Annotated in this window: 16 protein-coding genes; 9 read left to right on the plus strand and 7 right to left on the minus strand. The window is 72.5% G+C overall.

The features are described from left to right. Nucleotides 1-109 precede the first annotated feature (109 nt). The 5 genes from A3Q37_RS00395 to A3Q37_RS00420 all read left to right on the plus strand — a co-directional run bounded on the left by A3Q37_RS00395 (nucleotide 110) and on the right by A3Q37_RS00420 (nucleotide 4,171). A complete protein-coding gene (locus A3Q37_RS00395; protein WP_065475805.1) occupies nucleotides 110-1,054 on the plus strand; it encodes a methionyl-tRNA formyltransferase in 945 nt (314 codons plus the stop codon). 19 nt (nucleotides 1,055-1,073) lie between these two features. Next, nucleotides 1,074-1,886, plus strand: coding sequence for a dimethylargininase (gene ddaH / locus A3Q37_RS00400; protein WP_065475808.1), 813 nt, complete (start codon nucleotides 1,074-1,076; stop codon nucleotides 1,884-1,886). A gap of 414 nt (nucleotides 1,887-2,300) precedes the next feature. Then, nucleotides 2,301-3,002, plus strand: a complete 702-nt coding sequence (locus A3Q37_RS00410) for a 2-phosphosulfolactate phosphatase (protein WP_065475814.1) — start codon at nucleotides 2,301-2,303, stop codon at nucleotides 3,000-3,002. Nucleotides 3,003-3,073: 71 nt separating this feature from the next. Further along, nucleotides 3,074-3,244, plus strand: a complete 171-nt coding sequence (rpmF, locus tag A3Q37_RS00415; protein WP_065475816.1) for a 50S ribosomal protein L32 — start codon at nucleotides 3,074-3,076, stop codon at nucleotides 3,242-3,244. A gap of 99 nt (nucleotides 3,245-3,343) precedes the next feature. Then, a complete protein-coding gene (locus tag A3Q37_RS00420) occupies nucleotides 3,344-4,171 on the plus strand; it encodes a pentapeptide repeat-containing protein (RefSeq protein ID WP_065475822.1) in 828 nt (275 codons plus the stop codon). Between the two features lie 305 nt (nucleotides 4,172-4,476). On the opposite strand, the gene A3Q37_RS00425 is transcribed toward A3Q37_RS00420, so the two are convergent. The 4 genes from A3Q37_RS00425 to A3Q37_RS00440 all read right to left on the minus strand — a co-directional run bounded on the left by A3Q37_RS00425 (nucleotide 4,477) and on the right by A3Q37_RS00440 (nucleotide 8,389). Then, on the minus strand, nucleotides 4,477-5,121 hold the full coding sequence (locus A3Q37_RS00425) for a ScbR family autoregulator-binding transcription factor (protein WP_065475826.1): 645 nt from the start codon (nucleotides 5,119-5,121) through the stop codon (nucleotides 4,477-4,479). A gap of 78 nt (nucleotides 5,122-5,199) precedes the next feature. Then, nucleotides 5,200-5,796 (minus strand): nuclear transport factor 2 family protein, encoded by a 597-nt coding sequence (locus tag A3Q37_RS00430; protein ID WP_065475829.1) that lies wholly within the window; start codon nucleotides 5,794-5,796, stop codon nucleotides 5,200-5,202. A gap of 50 nt (nucleotides 5,797-5,846) precedes the next feature. Further along, nucleotides 5,847-7,286, minus strand: coding sequence for an amidohydrolase family protein (locus A3Q37_RS00435; protein ID WP_065475832.1), 1,440 nt, complete (start codon nucleotides 7,284-7,286; stop codon nucleotides 5,847-5,849). Nucleotides 7,287-7,426: 140 nt separating this feature from the next. Next, nucleotides 7,427-8,389 carry an amidohydrolase family protein gene (locus A3Q37_RS00440; protein WP_065475835.1) on the minus strand — a complete coding sequence of 321 codons (963 nt, stop codon included), beginning with the start codon at nucleotides 8,387-8,389 and terminating at the stop codon, nucleotides 7,427-7,429. A 147-nt stretch (nucleotides 8,390-8,536) separates the two neighbouring features. On the opposite strand from A3Q37_RS00440, the gene A3Q37_RS00445 reads away from it, so the two are divergent. Beyond that, complete coding sequence (locus A3Q37_RS00445) at nucleotides 8,537-9,277, plus strand: IclR family transcriptional regulator (RefSeq protein ID WP_255311685.1); 741 nt, start codon at nucleotides 8,537-8,539, stop codon at nucleotides 9,275-9,277. Between the two features lie 99 nt (nucleotides 9,278-9,376). Here A3Q37_RS00445 and A3Q37_RS00450 read toward each other — a convergent pair whose 3' ends face one another. After that, nucleotides 9,377-9,946 carry a flavin reductase family protein gene (locus A3Q37_RS00450; RefSeq protein WP_065475843.1) on the minus strand — a complete coding sequence of 190 codons (570 nt, stop codon included), beginning with the start codon at nucleotides 9,944-9,946 and terminating at the stop codon, nucleotides 9,377-9,379. 309 nt (nucleotides 9,947-10,255) lie between these two features. Between A3Q37_RS00450 and A3Q37_RS00455 the strand changes: the two genes are divergently transcribed. Next, nucleotides 10,256-11,464: an acyl-CoA dehydrogenase family protein gene (locus A3Q37_RS00455; RefSeq protein WP_065475849.1), complete on the plus strand. Its 1,209-nt coding sequence runs from the start codon at nucleotides 10,256-10,258 to the stop codon at nucleotides 11,462-11,464. Nucleotides 11,465-11,494: 30 nt separating this feature from the next. On the opposite strand, the gene A3Q37_RS00460 is transcribed toward A3Q37_RS00455, so the two are convergent. Together A3Q37_RS00460 and A3Q37_RS00465 are read right to left on the minus strand one after the other, a co-directional pair. Continuing rightward, the gene (locus A3Q37_RS00460) at nucleotides 11,495-12,904 is read right to left on the minus strand and encodes a CdaR family transcriptional regulator (RefSeq protein ID WP_065475855.1); all 1,410 of its coding nucleotides are present in this window, start codon (nucleotides 12,902-12,904) and stop codon (nucleotides 11,495-11,497) included. Nucleotides 12,905-12,976: 72 nt separating this feature from the next. Further along, nucleotides 12,977-13,675, minus strand: a complete 699-nt coding sequence (locus tag A3Q37_RS00465) for a GntR family transcriptional regulator (RefSeq protein WP_065475858.1) — start codon at nucleotides 13,673-13,675, stop codon at nucleotides 12,977-12,979. 113 nt (nucleotides 13,676-13,788) lie between these two features. Between A3Q37_RS00465 and A3Q37_RS00470 the strand changes: the two genes are divergently transcribed. Together A3Q37_RS00470 and A3Q37_RS00475 are read left to right on the plus strand one after the other, a co-directional pair. Continuing rightward, nucleotides 13,789-14,652, plus strand: coding sequence for a fumarylacetoacetate hydrolase family protein (locus A3Q37_RS00470; protein ID WP_065475862.1), 864 nt, complete (start codon nucleotides 13,789-13,791; stop codon nucleotides 14,650-14,652). A 99-nt stretch (nucleotides 14,653-14,751) separates the two neighbouring features. Continuing rightward, complete coding sequence (locus A3Q37_RS00475; RefSeq protein WP_065475866.1) at nucleotides 14,752-15,732, plus strand: VOC family protein; 981 nt, start codon at nucleotides 14,752-14,754, stop codon at nucleotides 15,730-15,732. Nucleotides 15,733-15,745: the final 13 nt, after the last annotated feature.

Below are 15,745 nucleotides of genomic sequence, written 5' to 3' on the forward strand. Positions count from 1 at the left end.
TCCGGCCGTCATCGGCTGCCAACCTCCCTGTGAATCATGGGGCGTTGTGATCTTAGGTAAGCCTTGCTTTACTGAAGCGCCGGTTATCGCTCTCCAAGGAGGCACCTTCATGCGGGTCGTCATGTTCGGATACCAGACCTGGGGCCATCGCACCCTGCAAGCCCTGCTGGACTCCGAGCACGACGTGGTGACCGTGGTGACCCATCCCCGGAGCGAGCACGCCTACGAGAAGATCTGGAGCGATTCGGTCGCCGATCTCGCGGAGAAGCACGGCGTTCCCGTGATCATCCGCAACCGGCCGGACGCCGAACTCGTGGACCAGCTGCGGGAAGTGGCCCCGGACATCATCGTGGCCAACAACTGGCGGACGTGGATGCCGCCGGAGATCTTCACCCTGCCGGTCCACGGCACGCTCAACATCCATGACTCGCTGCTGCCCGCCTACGCCGGATTCTCGCCGCTGATCTGGGCGCTCATCAACGGCGAGCCGGAGGTCGGCGTCACGGCCCACATGATGGACGAGGAGCTGGACGCCGGTGACATCGTCGTCCAGCGGGCGGTGCCCGTGGGACCGACGGACACCGCGACCGACCTCTTCCACCGTACGGTCGATCTGATCGCGCCGGTCACGGTCGAGGCCCTCGGGCTGATCGCCTCCGGGCAGAAGGAGTTCACCCCGCAGGACCGGTCGAAGGCGAGCTTCTTCCACAAGCGCGCCGAGGAGGACATCCGCATCGACTGGAACTGGCCGGCCGAGGACCTGGAGCGCCTGGTCCGCGCCCAGTCGGCCCCGTACCCGGCCGCCTTCACGTACCACCGGGGGCGGCGGATCGAAGTCGTCTCGGCGGTCGTGTCCGAGGGCCGCTACGGCGGCACCCCGGGCCGCGTCTTCTACCGCGAGGGCGACGGCGTCGTGATCGTCGCCGGAGCCGACGCCCGCTTCGGCCGCAACCGCGGCCTGGCGATCACCCGCGTACGGACCGAAGACGGCCGCGAGCTGCCCGCGACCGAGTACTTCACCTCGATGGGCGGATATCTCACCGGCCGCCCCTGACGATCGGGACCTACCCCTTATGCGTACCGCACGTGCCCGGCACTACCTCATGTGCCGGCCCACCTACTTCGACGTGGTCTACTCCATCAACCCGTGGATGGACCCGACGAAGCCCGTCGACACTCCGCTGGCCATCGCCCAGTGGGAGCGGCTGCGCGAGGTCTACCTGAGCCTCGGGCACACCGTCGACACGATCGACCCCGTCCCCTCCCTCCCCGACATGGTCTTCGCCGCCAACGGCGCCACGGTCGTCGACGGGCGGGCCCTCGTGGCCCGGTTCCGCGACGCCGAGCGCATCGCCGAGGGCCCCGCCTACCACAACTGGCTGCGCGACAACGGCTTTCCGGAGCTGCGCACGGCCGCCTTCGTCAACGAGGGAGAGGGCGACTATCTCCTGGCGGGCGACTGGCTGCTGGCGGGCACCGGCTTCCGCAGCGACCCCCGCTCGCACGACGAGGCGCAGGAGTACTTCGGACGCCCGGTGATCGGGCTGACCCTCGTCGACCCCGACTACTACCACCTGGACACCGCCCTGTCCGTGCTCGACGAGAAAACGGTCGCCTACTACCCGGCGGCCTTCTCCCCCGGCAGCCGGGCGGTCCTGGAGCGGCTGTTCCCGGACGCCCTCCTGGCCACCGCCGCCGACGCCGAGGTGTTCGGGCTGAACGCGACGTCGGACGGGTACAACGTGGTTCTGCCGCAGAACGCGACGGAGTTGGCCGGGCAGCTGCGTGAGCGCGGGTTCAACCCGATCGGCGTGGACCTCTCGGAGCTCCTCAAGGCGGGCGGCAGCGTGAAGTGCTGCACGCTGGAGCTGCGCCGGGACGCCTGACGCACGAGCGGGGCGGCCTCCCCACGGAAATCCTGTGGGGAGGCCGTCGGCGTGGGCGCATGACCACCACCGAGCCGAGGACGGTGGCCGACTTCGAACCCTGGGAGCAGGGCGTGGAGTTCGAGGTCGCGGACACGTGCACGGTACCGGGCCGGCCAGGCTCCGCAGGGTGTACGCCCGGGGCGCCGCAGGGCCCGGGCGCGTTCGATGTCGCGCAGCGCTCGGGCGCTGATCCCAGCCCGTGACGCAGCCGCCTCCTGGCTCAGCCCGGCATGGCATCCCCCTCGTCCACTCCCAGCCAGTTCGGACTGGGCCAATGTGTCCGATCGAGGGAACCGTGGCGGGCGGACCTGCCGGTGTGAAGTGGGTCACGAAGCCGGGTGTCGCGGGACGGGCGTACTCGATCATGACCGGATGGAGACTCGTTTCCTCGGCATCCCCGAGCTCACCGAAACACCGTCCGTGGCGGTCGTGATCGACGTCATGCGCGCCTACACCGTGGCCGCCTGGGCCTTCGCCCGGGGGGCGGAGAAGATCGTCCTCGCCGAGTCGCTCGACGACGCCCTGGCGCTCAAGGCGCGTCACCCGGACTGGGTGGCGCTCAAGGACGGCGCGCCCGCGCCCGGCTTCGACGCCGTCAACTCACCGGGGCAGCTGCGCTCCGCCTACCTCGGCGGACGTACCGTCGTGCAGAAGACCACGGCGGGAACGGTGGGCGCCCTCGCCGTCAAGGAAGCGTCGTTGGTGCTGTGCGCCGGCTTCGTGGTCGCGGAGGCGACGGCGGAGCTCCTGCGCCAACGCGGTGGCGACGCCGTCACGTTCGTGGTCACCGGCGAGGACGGGCGCGCCGAGGAGGACCTGGCGTGCGCCCAGTACATCGCGGACAGGGCCGCCGGAACCGGGGCGGACGCGAGCCCGTTCGTGCACCGCGCCGCGCAGTCGCGCGCCGCCGCCGAACTGACGGAGGGCGTCCGCGAAGGATCCCACCGCGACGACGTCGCCCTCTGCCTCGAAGTCGACCGGTTCCCCTTCGCCATGGTCGCGACCCTGGAGGACTCGCTGATGGTTCTGCGCCCGTACGGCGTACCCGCTTCGGTCGACGGGGTGTTGGCCTGACCCCGGCCACCATTTGGTGTTGACTATCGTTTTCATATAGCGTTCGAGGTCAACGACAAAGGTGGTTCCTCATGGCAGTCCCCAAGCGGAAGATGTCCCGCAGCAACACCCGTCACCGTCGCGCCCAGTGGAAGGCGACAACGCCTCAGCTCGTCCCCGTCACGATCGACGGAACCGTCCACCACGTGCCGCAGCGGCTGGTGAAGGCTTACGAGCGCGGGCTCCTGCGTCCGGAGAGCTGACCGACTTCCCTCCCACGTGCGTACTCCACACACGCGGGACAATGGGGCGTCCAGCCGGGCACACCGCTGCCCGCCCGCACGCCGCCAGGAGTCACCGTCTTGTCCGAGCGCACCTCGTACGCCGCCCAGCCCGACCTGCACGCCGACTGCGGGAGCTGCTTCGGGCTGTGCTGCGTGGCGCTGCCCTTCTCGCGGTCGTCGGACTTCCCGGTGAACAAGTCCGCCGGCACGCCCTGCGGCAACCTCCAGGAGGACTTCCGCTGCGGCATCCACCAGCGGCTGCGCGACACGGGGTACAACGGCTGCACGGTGTTCGACTGCTTCGGGGCGGGCCAGAAGGTCTCCCAGGTCACCTTCAAGGGCGTCAGCTGGCGCGAGGAGCCGGGTTCGGCTCGCGCGATGTACGAGGTCTTCCCCGTCGTACGCCGGCTCCACGAGCTGTTGAAGTACCTCGCGCAGGCCTTGGATCTGCCCGCGGCCGGGCCCGTGCACCCCGAGCTGCGTCGCGCCTACGAGCGGCTGGACGCCCTCACTCACGACCCGGTCGAGACCCTGCTCGCCGCCGACGCGGACGCGCTGCGCGGCGAGGTGAACCCGCTGCTGCTGCGGGCCAGCGAGCTGGTCCGGGCGGCGGTCCCGGGGCGGAAGAAGGACCACCGGGGCGCCGATCTCATGGGCTCCCGGCTGCGCGGCGCGAAGCTGCGCGGTGCCAGCCTGCGCGGCGCCCTTCTCGTCGCGGCCGACCTGTCCGGCTCCGATCTGCGCGACGCCGACCTGATCGGCGCGGACATGCGGGACACCGATCTGCGCGGGGCGGATCTGCGCGGTGCGCTGTTCCTCACCCAGGCCCAGCTGAACGCCGCGCGGGGCGACGCCCGCACGAAGGTCCCCCAGGAGCTGAACCACCCGTCCCACTGGGCGGCCTAGATCCTGGCGGACCCTCGGACTCAGCCTGTCAGGGTGCCCACGGTGCGGCCGGCGACCAGGTGCTGTCGGCGTGTCGCAGGTAGCGGCCCGGGGCGTTGACGGACTCGGAGGAGTAGCAGCGGGGTCGGCCCGCCCGGCGACCGTACGGTAGGAGGCGTCCTGGCGGGCTCCGTCGGTGGACGCGGTGTCGCCGGAGGAACCCCCACTCCCCGTTGAGCGACTTCCAGGTCGGTCCACGGGGTGGTCGGCGGTGGGGACTGGGGGACAACGGCGGCGGAGGCGGTGTTGGTGAGGCGACCGCGAGCTCAGCGTGGCGGGGACGACCCCATGGAGCGCGGCGGCCCCAGACGCAAGCGGGCGAAGACCTCCGGACGGGCGATGCCGGGCATGACGAGGGCCCACATGGCGCTGACCTGCTGGTGCAGGGCGTCCCGCTCCGCCAGGGCGAGGGACAGCATCTGTACGCCGCTGTAGCAGCCGACGAGTGTCCGCGCGGCCTCCACGGGCTCCACGTGGTCCTGGAGCTCCTCCGCCTCGCGCGCGGATTCGAGGGCGGCGGTGACGGCGCCCAGCGAACCCGCGTAGCTCTCGGCGGTCTGGTACGGGCCCGGCTCGATCGACAGGCGCACGGCGGCCCGCAGGACGGGGTCCTCCAGGAGGCCGGCGGTGTAGTGGTGGCTGATGTCCACCAGGGCCTGGAGCCAGAGCTCCGGGGCCGGGCCCGCCGCCATCTGGTCGGAGACCTGCTGGAAGTACGTGTGCTGGCGGGCCAGGATCTCGTCGCCGAGGTCTTCCTTCGACGCGAAATGGTGGTAGAAGCCGCTGCGGGAGACATTGGCCAGCCGGAGGATCGCCGGGGTCGTGGCACCGGCGTAGCCGTCCCGGTCGATCACGATTCCGGCGGCCTGGACGATCCGCTGAAACGTCTGCTCCCCGCGATCCTGCGTCATGGCCACACCTTTTCCTCAGCCGCGTCCGACGTTACCCGGGGTCCCGGCGGTGCGCTCCCGGGACGCGGCCGGATGCTCTCAGGCAGCCCCGCCGCTCCCCCGGAGCCATTCCCACGTCTCCGCGTAGAAGGCCGCCGTCCGCTCGGGCCGGTCGTCGCCGAGCAGGTCGTCCCCGACCCTGTACCCGCGCCGGTCCAGATGCCAGGCGAGGACCGCGTACGACGCCCGGTAGGGGGCGAGGTCCGCCGGGCGGACGGTGAGGGGCTCGCCGGGCACCGCAGGGGCGAGGGTGTCGCGCTCGTACACGCAGTCGAGCGCGACGATGCCCCAGCGGCCGTCGCGGCGCTCCAGGCGGTAGAGGACGCGGGTGCGAGAGGTCAGGTCCGCGGTGACCCCGTCAATGATGGTCCGCACCTCGATGGCGGCGGGCATCTCGGCGAAGGCCCGGTCGCCCTCGATGCGTACGGCGGGCGGTGAGAGCCGGTGAACGCTGACGTCGCCGCGGCCGGCCATGGCCTCGGAGGCGTCGACGAACCCCGGGCCGTCCCCTTGGTACCAGCTGAGGGAGACGGTCGAGTCGGGCCAGTAGCAGGCCCTCATCTCGTCCCACCAGCCGCGGTCGCGTCCTTGGCGTTCACGCAGGACCGTCTGGGTGATGGCGTCGATGTCAGTCATGGGTTTTCTCCTCGCGGGGGGGGGGCGTCGGTCGGGGGATCGGGGCGGGGTCAGTCGACGGCCCGTGCCGCGGCGAGCCGGTCCTTGGCGGCCGTCAGGTCCCGCTCCGAGTGGTACGTACCGGCGCGGACCACGCCGACGACGCCGTGCAGATGGGCGGCGTCCTCGACGGGGTCGGCGGCCAGCAGGACCAGGTCGGCGTTCCGGCCCGGCTCGACGGTGCCCATCGAGTCCGTGGTGCCGAGGAACTCGGCGGCGGACAGAGTGAGCATCCGCAGCAGCCGCAGCGGCGGGACCCCGGCTTCGGCGAGCAGGTCGATCTCGTCGTGGAGCGCGGCGCCGGGGACGACCCAGACGGCGCCGGAGGAGTCGGTGCCGACGAGCATGCCGACGCCCGCCTCGTCGAAGACGCGGACCATGTCGTACTCGTACCGGTGGGAGGCGGCGAAGGTGGCACGCTGCTCGGGGCCGAACTTCTTCCGGAAGGTGGCGACCGCGCCGTTCCAGGTCTTCAGCGTGGCGCGCGAGATGTAGCGGAGGTCGGGATCGGCGGGGAAGGCCGGGTCGTCGCAGAGCTTGCTGGTCCTCTGCCGGATGAGGGTGGGGACGTGCCAGGTGCCGTCGGCCACGAAGTGCTCGGCGAGTTCCCGCGTACGCTCCTCGTCGTACGTCCGTACGGCCCGGTCGACCAGGGCGACGTCCTCGGGCTTGTTGAGGTTGACGGGGTTGAGCACGATCCGCCGCATGACCGCGCCCATGACCCGGTCCACCACTCCGCCCAGGAACGGCAGCCTGATCTTCGGCAGCTTGAGCCGCTGTCCTTGGCCCGCCGCCCGCTGGATGGCGTGCTCATCGGTGGAGCAGCAGGCGAGGACGCCGAGTCCGGAGCCGAAGTGTTCGATCGACTTCATGCCGAGCCGGGAGGCGCGCAGGACGTCGATCCCGCCGGGCAGATGGCCGACGATCGGCACGCCGAGCCGCAGGGCCTCGGCCTGTGCGTCGAAGAAGCGCTCCTTGGTCATCGCAGCGGACTTCACGAAGTCGGCCCCGGCCGCGACCTGGTCGCGTACGGTCCGCGCGGTCTCCTCCGGGGTGGCGGTGTTCAGCATCGTCAGGAGGGGGCCGGGCATGGCGAGCAGGGCCGGGGACGCGGCGGGGAAGCGCAGGTCGCCGGAGGCGCGCGCCTTCAGGAGATCCAGGTCGCCGGACATCTGGCGGTAGCCGGTGATGCCGTGGACCAGCATGAGTTCGAGGGTGGCGGCGACGTCACCGCCCCGGCCCAGGGGGTGGGCGTGCATGTCGTTGTACCCGGGGACGAGGTAGCGGCCGGTGACGTCGACCGTCCGCGCCCCGTCCGGCGGGGTGAGTCCGGGGCCGACGGCGGTGATGACGCCGTCCTGGACGAGGACGTCGGTGGCGGGGCTGTGCGAGCCGTCACGGGTGCTGACGACGGTCGCGGAGCGCAGGAGGAGTGCGGAGGTCGCGGACACGGGTGTCCTTCCTTCGGGCGTCGGTGCGGATGCCGGGGCGAGCATCCGTGCAGGCAGCGGGTCGGACATCGGTTCAGGCAGCGGTCCGGGTATCGGTTCGGCGGCGTCGGTTCGGCGGTTTCGGTTCGGTTCTCGGCGCGTCACCGCTCGTCCTCGGTGAACAGGCGGTTTGCGTTACGTGTGGTGAGTTCCCGCCAGGTGCCGGCGGCGGCCGGCTGCTCCGCGGCATCGACGGAGGCGATCTGCGCGAGGACCGCTTCGGCGGGTGTCCAGCAGTGGTCGCTGCCGTACAGGAGGCGTTCGGTGCCGAAGGCCGCGTCGAAGGCCGGGATCTGGCGCGGGAAGGGCGTCCCGGCCATGTCGTACCAGAGGCGGCCCAGCTCCTCGACCGCGCCCGGCCCGTCCGCCGGCCCGTCGCCGCCGAGCAGGGAGCGGAAGAGCTCCAGGCGGTCGGCGAGGAGCGGCAGGGCCCCGCCGCCGTGGGTGAGGACCCAGCGGATCCGCCGGTGACGTGCGAGAACGCCCCGCAGGAGCAGGTCGCTCGCGGTGCGGGCGGTGTCGAAGAGGAACTCCAGCATCGGGCGCGGCCGGCCCAGCGAGATCGCCCCGGCGTGCGGCGGCGAGGTCGGGTGGACGAAGACGACGGCGCCGCGGCGGTCCAGCTCCTCCCACAGCGGTTCGTACCGTTCGTCGCCGAGGTAGCGGCCGTGGTGGTTGGTCTCCACCGTCACCCCGTCCGCGCCGAGCACGTCGAGCGCGTACGCGGCCTCGGCGAGCGAGCCGTCGACATCGGGCAGCGGGAGGGAGGCGAAGTGGCCGAACCTCGTGGGGTGTTCGGTACGCACCCGGGCCCCGAACTCGTTGACCTCGCGCGCCAGGGCGCGGCCCGCCTCGTCGTCGCCGAAGTGGACGCCCGGGGAGGACACGGAGAGGTAGGACTTCTCGATGCCCCCGCGCTCCATCAGGCGGAGGTGCCGCTCGGCGCTCCAGTCGGGCCAGCCGGGCATGCCGTCGGGGTGCTCGATGCCGGCGGATCGCGCCGCCGCGACATAGCCGTCGGTGACGAAGTGGGCGTGGATGTCGATGAGCCCGGTGGGTGCCATGAGTGCCTCCTGCTGACTGGTCCGTATCGAGGCCACCGTAGGAACGGCGGCCGTAGGATGGCATCGGTGATGCCGATGAATGAAACGCGGACTTCGGATGACGCGCCCCGGCCCCGGCGCGGAGGCAGGCCGGCCGAGGGGCAGCCGGTGATCGAGCGGGCGTTCGCCCTGCTCAACGCCTTCGACAGCGACCATCGTGTGCTGACCCTGGCCGATCTCGCCCACCGCAGCGACATCCCCCGCAGCAGCGCTCTGCGGCTCGCCCGGGCGCTCGTGGACACCGGTGCGCTGGAGCGCCTGGACGACGGCCGGTACACAGTCGGGCTGCGGCTGCTGGAGATCGCCTCCCTGGCGCCGCGCGGTCACGGTCTGCGGTCGGTGGCGATGCCGTTCATGGAGGACCTCTTCCAGGTGACACGTCAGCATGTGCTGCTCGCGGTGCTGGACCAGGGGGAGGCGCTTCTCGTGGAGAGGCTGTCCGCCCTGGACGCGAGCCCGGTCCGCTACCGGGTCGGCGGGCGGCTGCCGCTGGCCTCGACAGGCGTGGGGCTGGTGCTGCTGGCCTTCGCCCCGCCGGCCCTCCAGGACTCGGTCATCGACGCCTACGTACCGGGGCGGGGCGACGACTCCCTCCGCTCCCCCGCCGACCTGCGCCGCATGCTCGCGGAGGTGCGGCACGGCGACTTCGCGGTCGCCCACCAGAACCACCCCTGGCGGATGAGCACCGCGGCCGCGCCCGTACGGGACGGCGAGGGGGTGGTGGCGGCGCTGTCGGTGGTGGCGCCCCGTACGGGTTTCGCCGACGCGGGGTACGGTCCGGCCGTACGGGCCGCGGCGCGGGCCGTCTCACGTCAGCTCTCGGCGGACGGGGTCCGGCCGCCCGGCTGAGGCTCCGCCGAAAGCGCCGGGCGAAGGCCGATGGGGGCCGGCGGGGGCCAGCGGGGGCTGGCATTGGCCGGTGGACGCTGTTGGGGCTGGTCGGAGGCCTCAGATGTCCCACCAGCCGAAAGGGTGGGACGGCACGTCCACACCGCAGGCGCGATCCAGCCGGACCAGCCGGCCTCGGTGGAAGATCAGCGGTTTGCGCGCGTCGGCCGCGGCCAGGCTCCGTACCCGGCCCATGACCGCCAGGTGGTCACCGGCGGGAAAGCTCTCCTCGACATCGCAGGTGATCCAGGCGGCGGCCGCGCCCAGGCGGGGCGGCGTGCCGGGGGCATGGTCCCAGTCTCCCGTGGCGAACCGGTCCGCGGCGGGTCCGGCGAAGGCGGTGCACACCTGCTGCTGGTCCTCGGCCAGCACGTTCACGCAGAAGCGCCCGGCGGCCACGACCGCCGCGGCGCTGGCCGAGTGCCGGCCGGCGTAGAAGACCACCAGCGGGGGTTCGAGGGAGACGGAGGTGAAACTGCCGACCGTGACGCCCACCGGACCCTGCGGTGTCGTGGCGGTCACCACGCACACCGAGGTCGGCACATGGCCGAGCACGCGGCGGAAGACCGCGGGGTCGGCCGTGGTGGCGGGCAGACCGGTGGCGGCGGGGGCGGATGCGGGTGCGGGCACAGCGACCTCCAGAGGTGCGGGAGCCGGACCGTACGACGCCCGGGGCGGTACGCGGCGTCGGCGGCGCGGGATGCGTCCCAGTGAATCCACGATCGTCTCCGCGGGGCATTGGTCCGGGCGGCCAACTCCGGCGCCCCGCCCTGGTCCCCGGGCCCAAGCCGTGGCCCGACTGGTCCGGCAGCCCAAAACGCGCGGCCGACTCTGCGGTCCGGGACACAGGACAGCGGGGCCGCCCCGGCGTGGAATCCCGGTACTGGCTCCTCGTCGTACGAGGTACGCCATCCGAGCCGCGAACCGCCGGAGGACACCATGACCACGAGCACCGACGTCCCGCAGCAGGCCGCAGTCCCGGCCGCAGAACTCAAGGAACGTGCGGCGGCACTGGTCCCCGCGCTGCGGGCGAACGCCGCCCGTACGGAGGCCGACCGCAGGATCGCCGAGGAGAACATCGCGGCCCTGACCGAGGCCGGGCTGTTCCGGCTGACCGTGCCGAGGCGCCTCGGCGGACACGAGGCGGACTTCCGGACCTTCCTGGACGTCACGTCCGAACTCGCCCGCGGCTGCGGCTCCACCGCCTGGGTCGCCACCCTGATCAACGTCTGCAACTGGATGGTCGGCCTCTACCCCGACCGGGTGCAGCAGGAGGTCTGGGGCGAGAACCCCGACGCCCGGGTCTGCGGGGTGCTCGCTCCCAGCGCCACCACCCGCGCCGTCGACGGCGGACTGGTCGTCACCGGCCGCTGGGGCTTCGCCTCCGGCAGCCACCACGCCCAGTGGGCCTCGCTCGGGATCCCCGTCGTGGACGCCTCCGGGCGCCAGACCGACCAGGGCGCCGCGCTGATCCCGATGCGCGAACTGACCGTCGAGGACACCTGGTACGTGGCCGGGATGCGCGGCACCGGCAGCAACACGCTCGTCGCCGACGAGGTCTTCGTACCCGAGCACCGCGTCCTGTCGGTCACCCGGGCCGTCCAGGGCGACTACCCCACCGAGCACAAGGACGAGACGCTCTACCGTTCGGCCCTCGTCCCGGTGCTGGCGCTGGTTCTGGCCGGCCCTCAAGTGGGCCTGGCGCAGGCGGGGATGGACGTGGTCACCGCCTCGCTGGCCAAGGGCCGGGGCATCTCGTACACGTTCTACGAGCGCGCCGACGAGGCTCCCTCGACGCAGATCCAGCTGGCGGAGGCGGCGCAGCTGGTCGACACCGCCCGGCTGCACCTCATGCGGGCGGCCGAGGACATCGACACCTGGGCGGCCTCGGAGGCGTACATGCCCTTCGGGACCCGGGCGCGGGTGCGGATGGACACCGGTTATGTGGCCCGCCGCTCCCGGGAGGCCCTGGATCTGCTGCTCAGCGTCCAGGGGGCGGGGAGCTTCGCGGAGGCCAACCCGCTCCAGCGGATCTGGCGGGACCAGGAGACCGGCAGCCGGCACGCGGTGATCAACCCGGCCATCGCGGGCGAGCTGTACGGGCGGGCGCTGCTGGGCGTCGAGGAGCAGGTCACCCCGCTGATCTGACGGGCCGTCGGGCCGGTGGGCGGTCCGGGGTCAGGAGCGACGGGAAGAAGAGGAAGGAGGAGAGGCGCCGTGCGAGCCGTCCGCATCCGTGGGAAGCACAGCGGAACCGAGGGTCCGGGCCGCTTCGAGGGCCGCCATCACCTCGGGCAGCCGGCCGGTCACATCGTGGCCGAGCAGTTCCTGGGCGCGCTTGACGCGATAGGTCACGGTGTTGCGGGCCACGTGCAGCTGGGTCGCGGTGACGGTCAGGCCGCGTTCGTTGCGCAGGTAGAGGCGCAGGGTCCGGCGCAACTGGTCCGCCTGCCGGGTGTCCGCCGCCAGGGCGCCCAGCTCGTCGTGGACGAAGCGGCGCAGGGCGGGCAGGTCGGCGGAGAGCAGGGCCGCCAGCTCGACCTCGGCGTAGTCGACGGCCGGTCCGGTGCCCAGGGGGTTGAGCTGCACGACCCTGACCACGTGCTGGGCGTCCTCGTGCGACCGGCGGAACCCGGCCACCCCCTGGCGCACCGAGCCGAAGGCGAACCGGATTCCCTCCGGGTAGGTCGCGATGCCCTCCGGGTACGTCGCACCGGCGGGCCCGGGGTCCGTCGGGTGTACGTCGGCGGGGGCGGCATGCACGTCGCCCCACGCCCAGACCGTGGTCCGGCCGACGGGCACCAGCAGCGTCGCGGTGCAGCCGCGCAGGTGGAGCAGGTCCGCCGCCGCCCGCTGGAGATCGCCCGTGGTGTCCGCCGTCGGGCTCTCGCACCAGACGACGACCGCCAGGTGGCGGCCCTCCAGCCGGTAGGCGAGCAGGTCGGCCGCGGCCTCCTCCCGTACCGGGCGCCCGTCCAGGATCGTGCGGACGGTCTCCTCCCGGGCCGCCGCGCCGCTGGTGACCCACCGGTCGTGCTCGGCGGAGTACTCCGCGGTCATCCGGGAGGAGAACGCGTCCATGAAGGTGAGGAGAAGGTCGAAGAGCCGGCGGAACTCATCGGCCCGTTCGGCCGGGGCCGCGAGTTCCTGGCAGGCGTCGGTGAGGGCGCGCGCCAGAACCGCGTGGGCGACGCGGATGCCGCGCAGCACGTTGTCCAGGCCGAGCCGGCGGCGGGCGAACTCGCGGTCTCCCAGCAGGGATTCCTCGGGGATCCGGCGGCCGGTCCCGGGGTCGGGATCGGGGTCGACCAGCAGGAGCAGCGTGTGCAGGGTCGCGGCCTCGGTGCCCATCCGGAGGGTTGCGAACGGGGCCGGTCCGCCGCCCAGTTCGGGGACCTCGCGGGTGATGACCCGGGCCAGCTCGTGGCCGACGGCGACGGCCCAGGCCACGGGCCCGGGGCCGAGCCGGTCCGTCGCCTCCGCGATGCTCCGGGCCGAGCTGGCGGGCGGCGGAGGCGGTGGGTCCGCGGGGCCGGGCGCGAGCCGGAGGACCCAGTCGGAGGGAATCTCGTCCCGGTGATCCGTCATGGCACCGTCCTTGCCGTCGTGGGACCAGCATGCACCCGTGCGGCAGGTCCCGCCGGGGCCGGCCGGACCGGGCTACGCCGTCGTGGCGGGGTCCTCGTCGATGACCGCGCGCAACGCGTCGGACGTGCGGTCGATGTGCCGGGCGAGCAGTCCGGCCGCGGCGTCGGCGTCCCGGCGCAGCACGGCGTCGACGATCTCCTGGTGCTCGGCCGCCACATCGCGCCCGGTGTCGTGGCCCACGGGCCGCGACCAGCGCCGGTAGAGGGTGGCCGCGTCCCGCAGGGTGGTGGCGGCGGCCAGCAGCCGGGCGTTGCCGCACGCGGCGAGGAGCGTCTGGTGGAAGTGCTCGTGGACCGTGAACCACTCGCTGTCCACGGTGCCGTCCGGCCGTACGGCGTCGATGCCCGCCAGGTGGTGGTGGGCGGCGACCACGGCGGCTTCCCACGCGAGGTCGCCGCGTTCCATCGCCCGGCGCAGGACCAGGGTCTCGATCTCGATGCGGGCCTCGGTCAGCTCGTCGAGGTCGTGCCGGGAGACCGTGACCACGCTGAAGCCCTGCTGGGGAGCGGCCCGCACGAGGCCCTGCTCCGACAGGCGGGTCAGGGCCTCGCGGACGACCGACTGACTCACCGAGAAGCGTTCGGCCAGTTCGACGAGGCGCAGCCGCTGTCCGGGCGCGAGGAGCCCTTGGAAGATCTCCTCACGGATCTGGGCGTGGACGATGCCACCCCTCGTCGCTTTCGCCGCCTTCGTCGCCTTCTCACCAGCCATGGCCGCAGAGCGTAGCAGCCGAACGACAACTTCATTAATTATCGTTATTTTCTTGCCTCAGCGATATTTTGCGCGAAGACTGCGCCGAAACGACAACGACACGGAGGACGACCATGCGCCTGGCGAACATCGACGGACGGCTGGCCATCAAGGGCCCTCGGGGCTACATCGACGCGGCGCGGGCGGGTGACGGCCGCTTCGGTCCCGACGCGCAGGGCGCGCTGGGCGACTGGGAGGCGTTCTCGTCCTGGGCGCGGGAGTTCCTCGCGTCGCCCGGCGCGGTGGACGCGCCCCTGGTCGGCACGGAGCCGGGCGCGGTGTGGGGTCCGCCGGTGCCCCGGCCCGCCCAGATCTTCGCGATCGGCCTCAACTACCGGGACCACATCGCGGAGTCGAACCTCGGGGTGCCGTCGGAACCGGCCGTCTTCACCAAGTTCCCGACCTCCCTGACCGGCCACGACGCGGCGGTCCCCCTCCCCGACGGGCTCGTGGACTGGGAGGCCGAACTCGTGGTGGTCATCGGCCGCCCCTGCCACCGCGCCACCCGCGAGACGGCCTGGTCGCACGTCGCCGGGCTGACCGTCGGCCAGGACCTCTCGGAGCGCCGCCTGCAACTGACGGGCCCCGCACCGCAGTTCTCCCTGGGCAAGTCCTACCCGGGCTTCGCCCCGACCGGCCCGGAGCTCGTCACCACCGACGAGTTCGCCGACCCCGGCGACCTGGAAATCGGCTGCCGGCTCGAAGGCGGCGGGATCCTTCAGAAGAGCCGGACCTCCGCGATGGTCTTCGACGTCCCCGAACTCATCACCCGGCTGTCGGCCGTCTGCCCCCTGCTCCCCGGCGACCTCGTCTTCACCGGCACCCCGGCCGGGGTGGGCGGCGCCCGCACCCCGCAGAAGTTCCTCGCGCCCGGGGACGTGCTGGAGACCTGGATCGAAGGCATCGGCACTTTGCGCACCCGGATGCTCGCGGCCTGACAGCTGCCCGCGGGGCCGCCTTTCCCGCTCGGGGCCGCCCTTCCCTCACAAGCCCGACCTCCCCGCTCCGCTTCGCCGACCCGAAAGAGAGCCGCAACCATGTCCCTGCACCGACTGACCCAGATCGTCATGGGCGTCCCGAACGTCGAGCAGACGGCCGCCTACTACACCGACTTCGGCCTCACCCCCGGCGCCTCCCCCGCCGACGGCTCCCGTCCCGCCGCCCCGCAGACGGCCGCCGCCGGTTCCGGGCACGTCCTGTCGACCGCCGACGGCGGCGAGCAGCTGCGCATCGTGCACACACCGCGCCGCCGCCTGGTCGAACTCGGCGTGGGCGCCGACGACCCCGACGACCTGGACCGGGTCGCCGCCGCGCTCGCCCGGCTGGACGTGCCGGTGCACCGTACGGCGGGCAGCGTCAGCGCCGTCGACCCGGGCACCGAAGTCCTCGTACGGGTGGAGACAGCGCCGCGACTTCGGCAGACCCCGCCGCCTGCCGCCCCGTACAACACCCCGGGCGCCGCCGTCCGCCAAGGTGAACGCGCCCCCGGCATCCTGCGCGAGGTGCCCGTCCGGCCGCGCAAGCTCGGCCATGTGGTCCTCGGCTCCACGGACCAGGAGGCCTCCCAGCGCTTCTTCCTGGAGGGGATCGGCTTCAAGGTCAGCGACACCGTCAAGGGCCTCGCCGCCTTCATGCGCTGCTCCACCGACCACCACAACGTGCTCGTGCAGCAGGCGCCCGTCGCCTTCCTCCACCACACCTCGTGGCAGGTCGACGACGTGGACGAGATCGGCCGGGGCGCCACCGCCATGCTGGAGGCGGACCCCGACCGCCACACCTGGGGTCTGGGCCGCCATCACATCGGCTCCAACTTCTTCTGGTACCTGAAGGATCCGGCCGGGACCTTCTCCGAGTACTACTCCGACCTCGACTGCATCGTCGACGACGCCCTGTGGAAGCCCGGTGTCTTCGAGGGCGCCAAGGGTCTCTACGCCTGGGGTCCGCCGCCGCCCCCGTCGTTCCTCGCCCCGGAGGACCTCGCGGCCCTCATGACCGGCGCCCACACCCCGGCGCAGTGAAAGGCGACCGCCA

Source organism: Streptomyces sp. PTY087I2, assembly GCF_001687325.1.
Lineage (GTDB): Bacteria > Actinomycetota > Actinomycetes > Streptomycetales > Streptomycetaceae > Streptomyces.

Bases quoted from the DNA above. Each gene is read 5' to 3' on its own strand.
- A3Q37_RS00395 (WP_065475805.1), top strand. From the start codon at position 110: ATGCGGGTCGTCATGTTCGGATACCAGACCTGGGGCCATCGCACCCTG.
- ddaH (WP_065475808.1), top strand. From the start codon at position 1,074: ATGCGTACCGCACGTGCCCGGCACTACCTCATGTGCCGGCCCACCTAC.
- A3Q37_RS00410 (WP_065475814.1), top strand. From the start codon at position 2,301: ATGGAGACTCGTTTCCTCGGCATCCCCGAGCTCACCGAAACACCGTCC.
- rpmF (WP_065475816.1), top strand. From the start codon at position 3,074: ATGGCAGTCCCCAAGCGGAAGATGTCCCGCAGCAACACCCGTCACCGT.
- A3Q37_RS00425 (WP_065475826.1), bottom strand. From the start codon at position 5,121: ATGACGCAGGATCGCGGGGAGCAGACGTTTCAGCGGATCGTCCAGGCC.
- A3Q37_RS00430 (WP_065475829.1), bottom strand. From the start codon at position 5,796: ATGACTGACATCGACGCCATCACCCAGACGGTCCTGCGTGAACGCCAA.
- A3Q37_RS00440 (WP_065475835.1), bottom strand. From the start codon at position 8,389: ATGGCACCCACCGGGCTCATCGACATCCACGCCCACTTCGTCACCGAC.
- A3Q37_RS00455 (WP_065475849.1), top strand. From the start codon at position 10,256: ATGACCACGAGCACCGACGTCCCGCAGCAGGCCGCAGTCCCGGCCGCA.
- A3Q37_RS00460 (WP_065475855.1), bottom strand. From the start codon at position 12,904: ATGACGGATCACCGGGACGAGATTCCCTCCGACTGGGTCCTCCGGCTC.
- A3Q37_RS00465 (WP_065475858.1), bottom strand. From the start codon at position 13,675: ATGGCTGGTGAGAAGGCGACGAAGGCGGCGAAAGCGACGAGGGGTGGC.
- A3Q37_RS00470 (WP_065475862.1), top strand. From the start codon at position 13,789: ATGCGCCTGGCGAACATCGACGGACGGCTGGCCATCAAGGGCCCTCGG.
- A3Q37_RS00475 (WP_065475866.1), top strand. From the start codon at position 14,752: ATGTCCCTGCACCGACTGACCCAGATCGTCATGGGCGTCCCGAACGTC.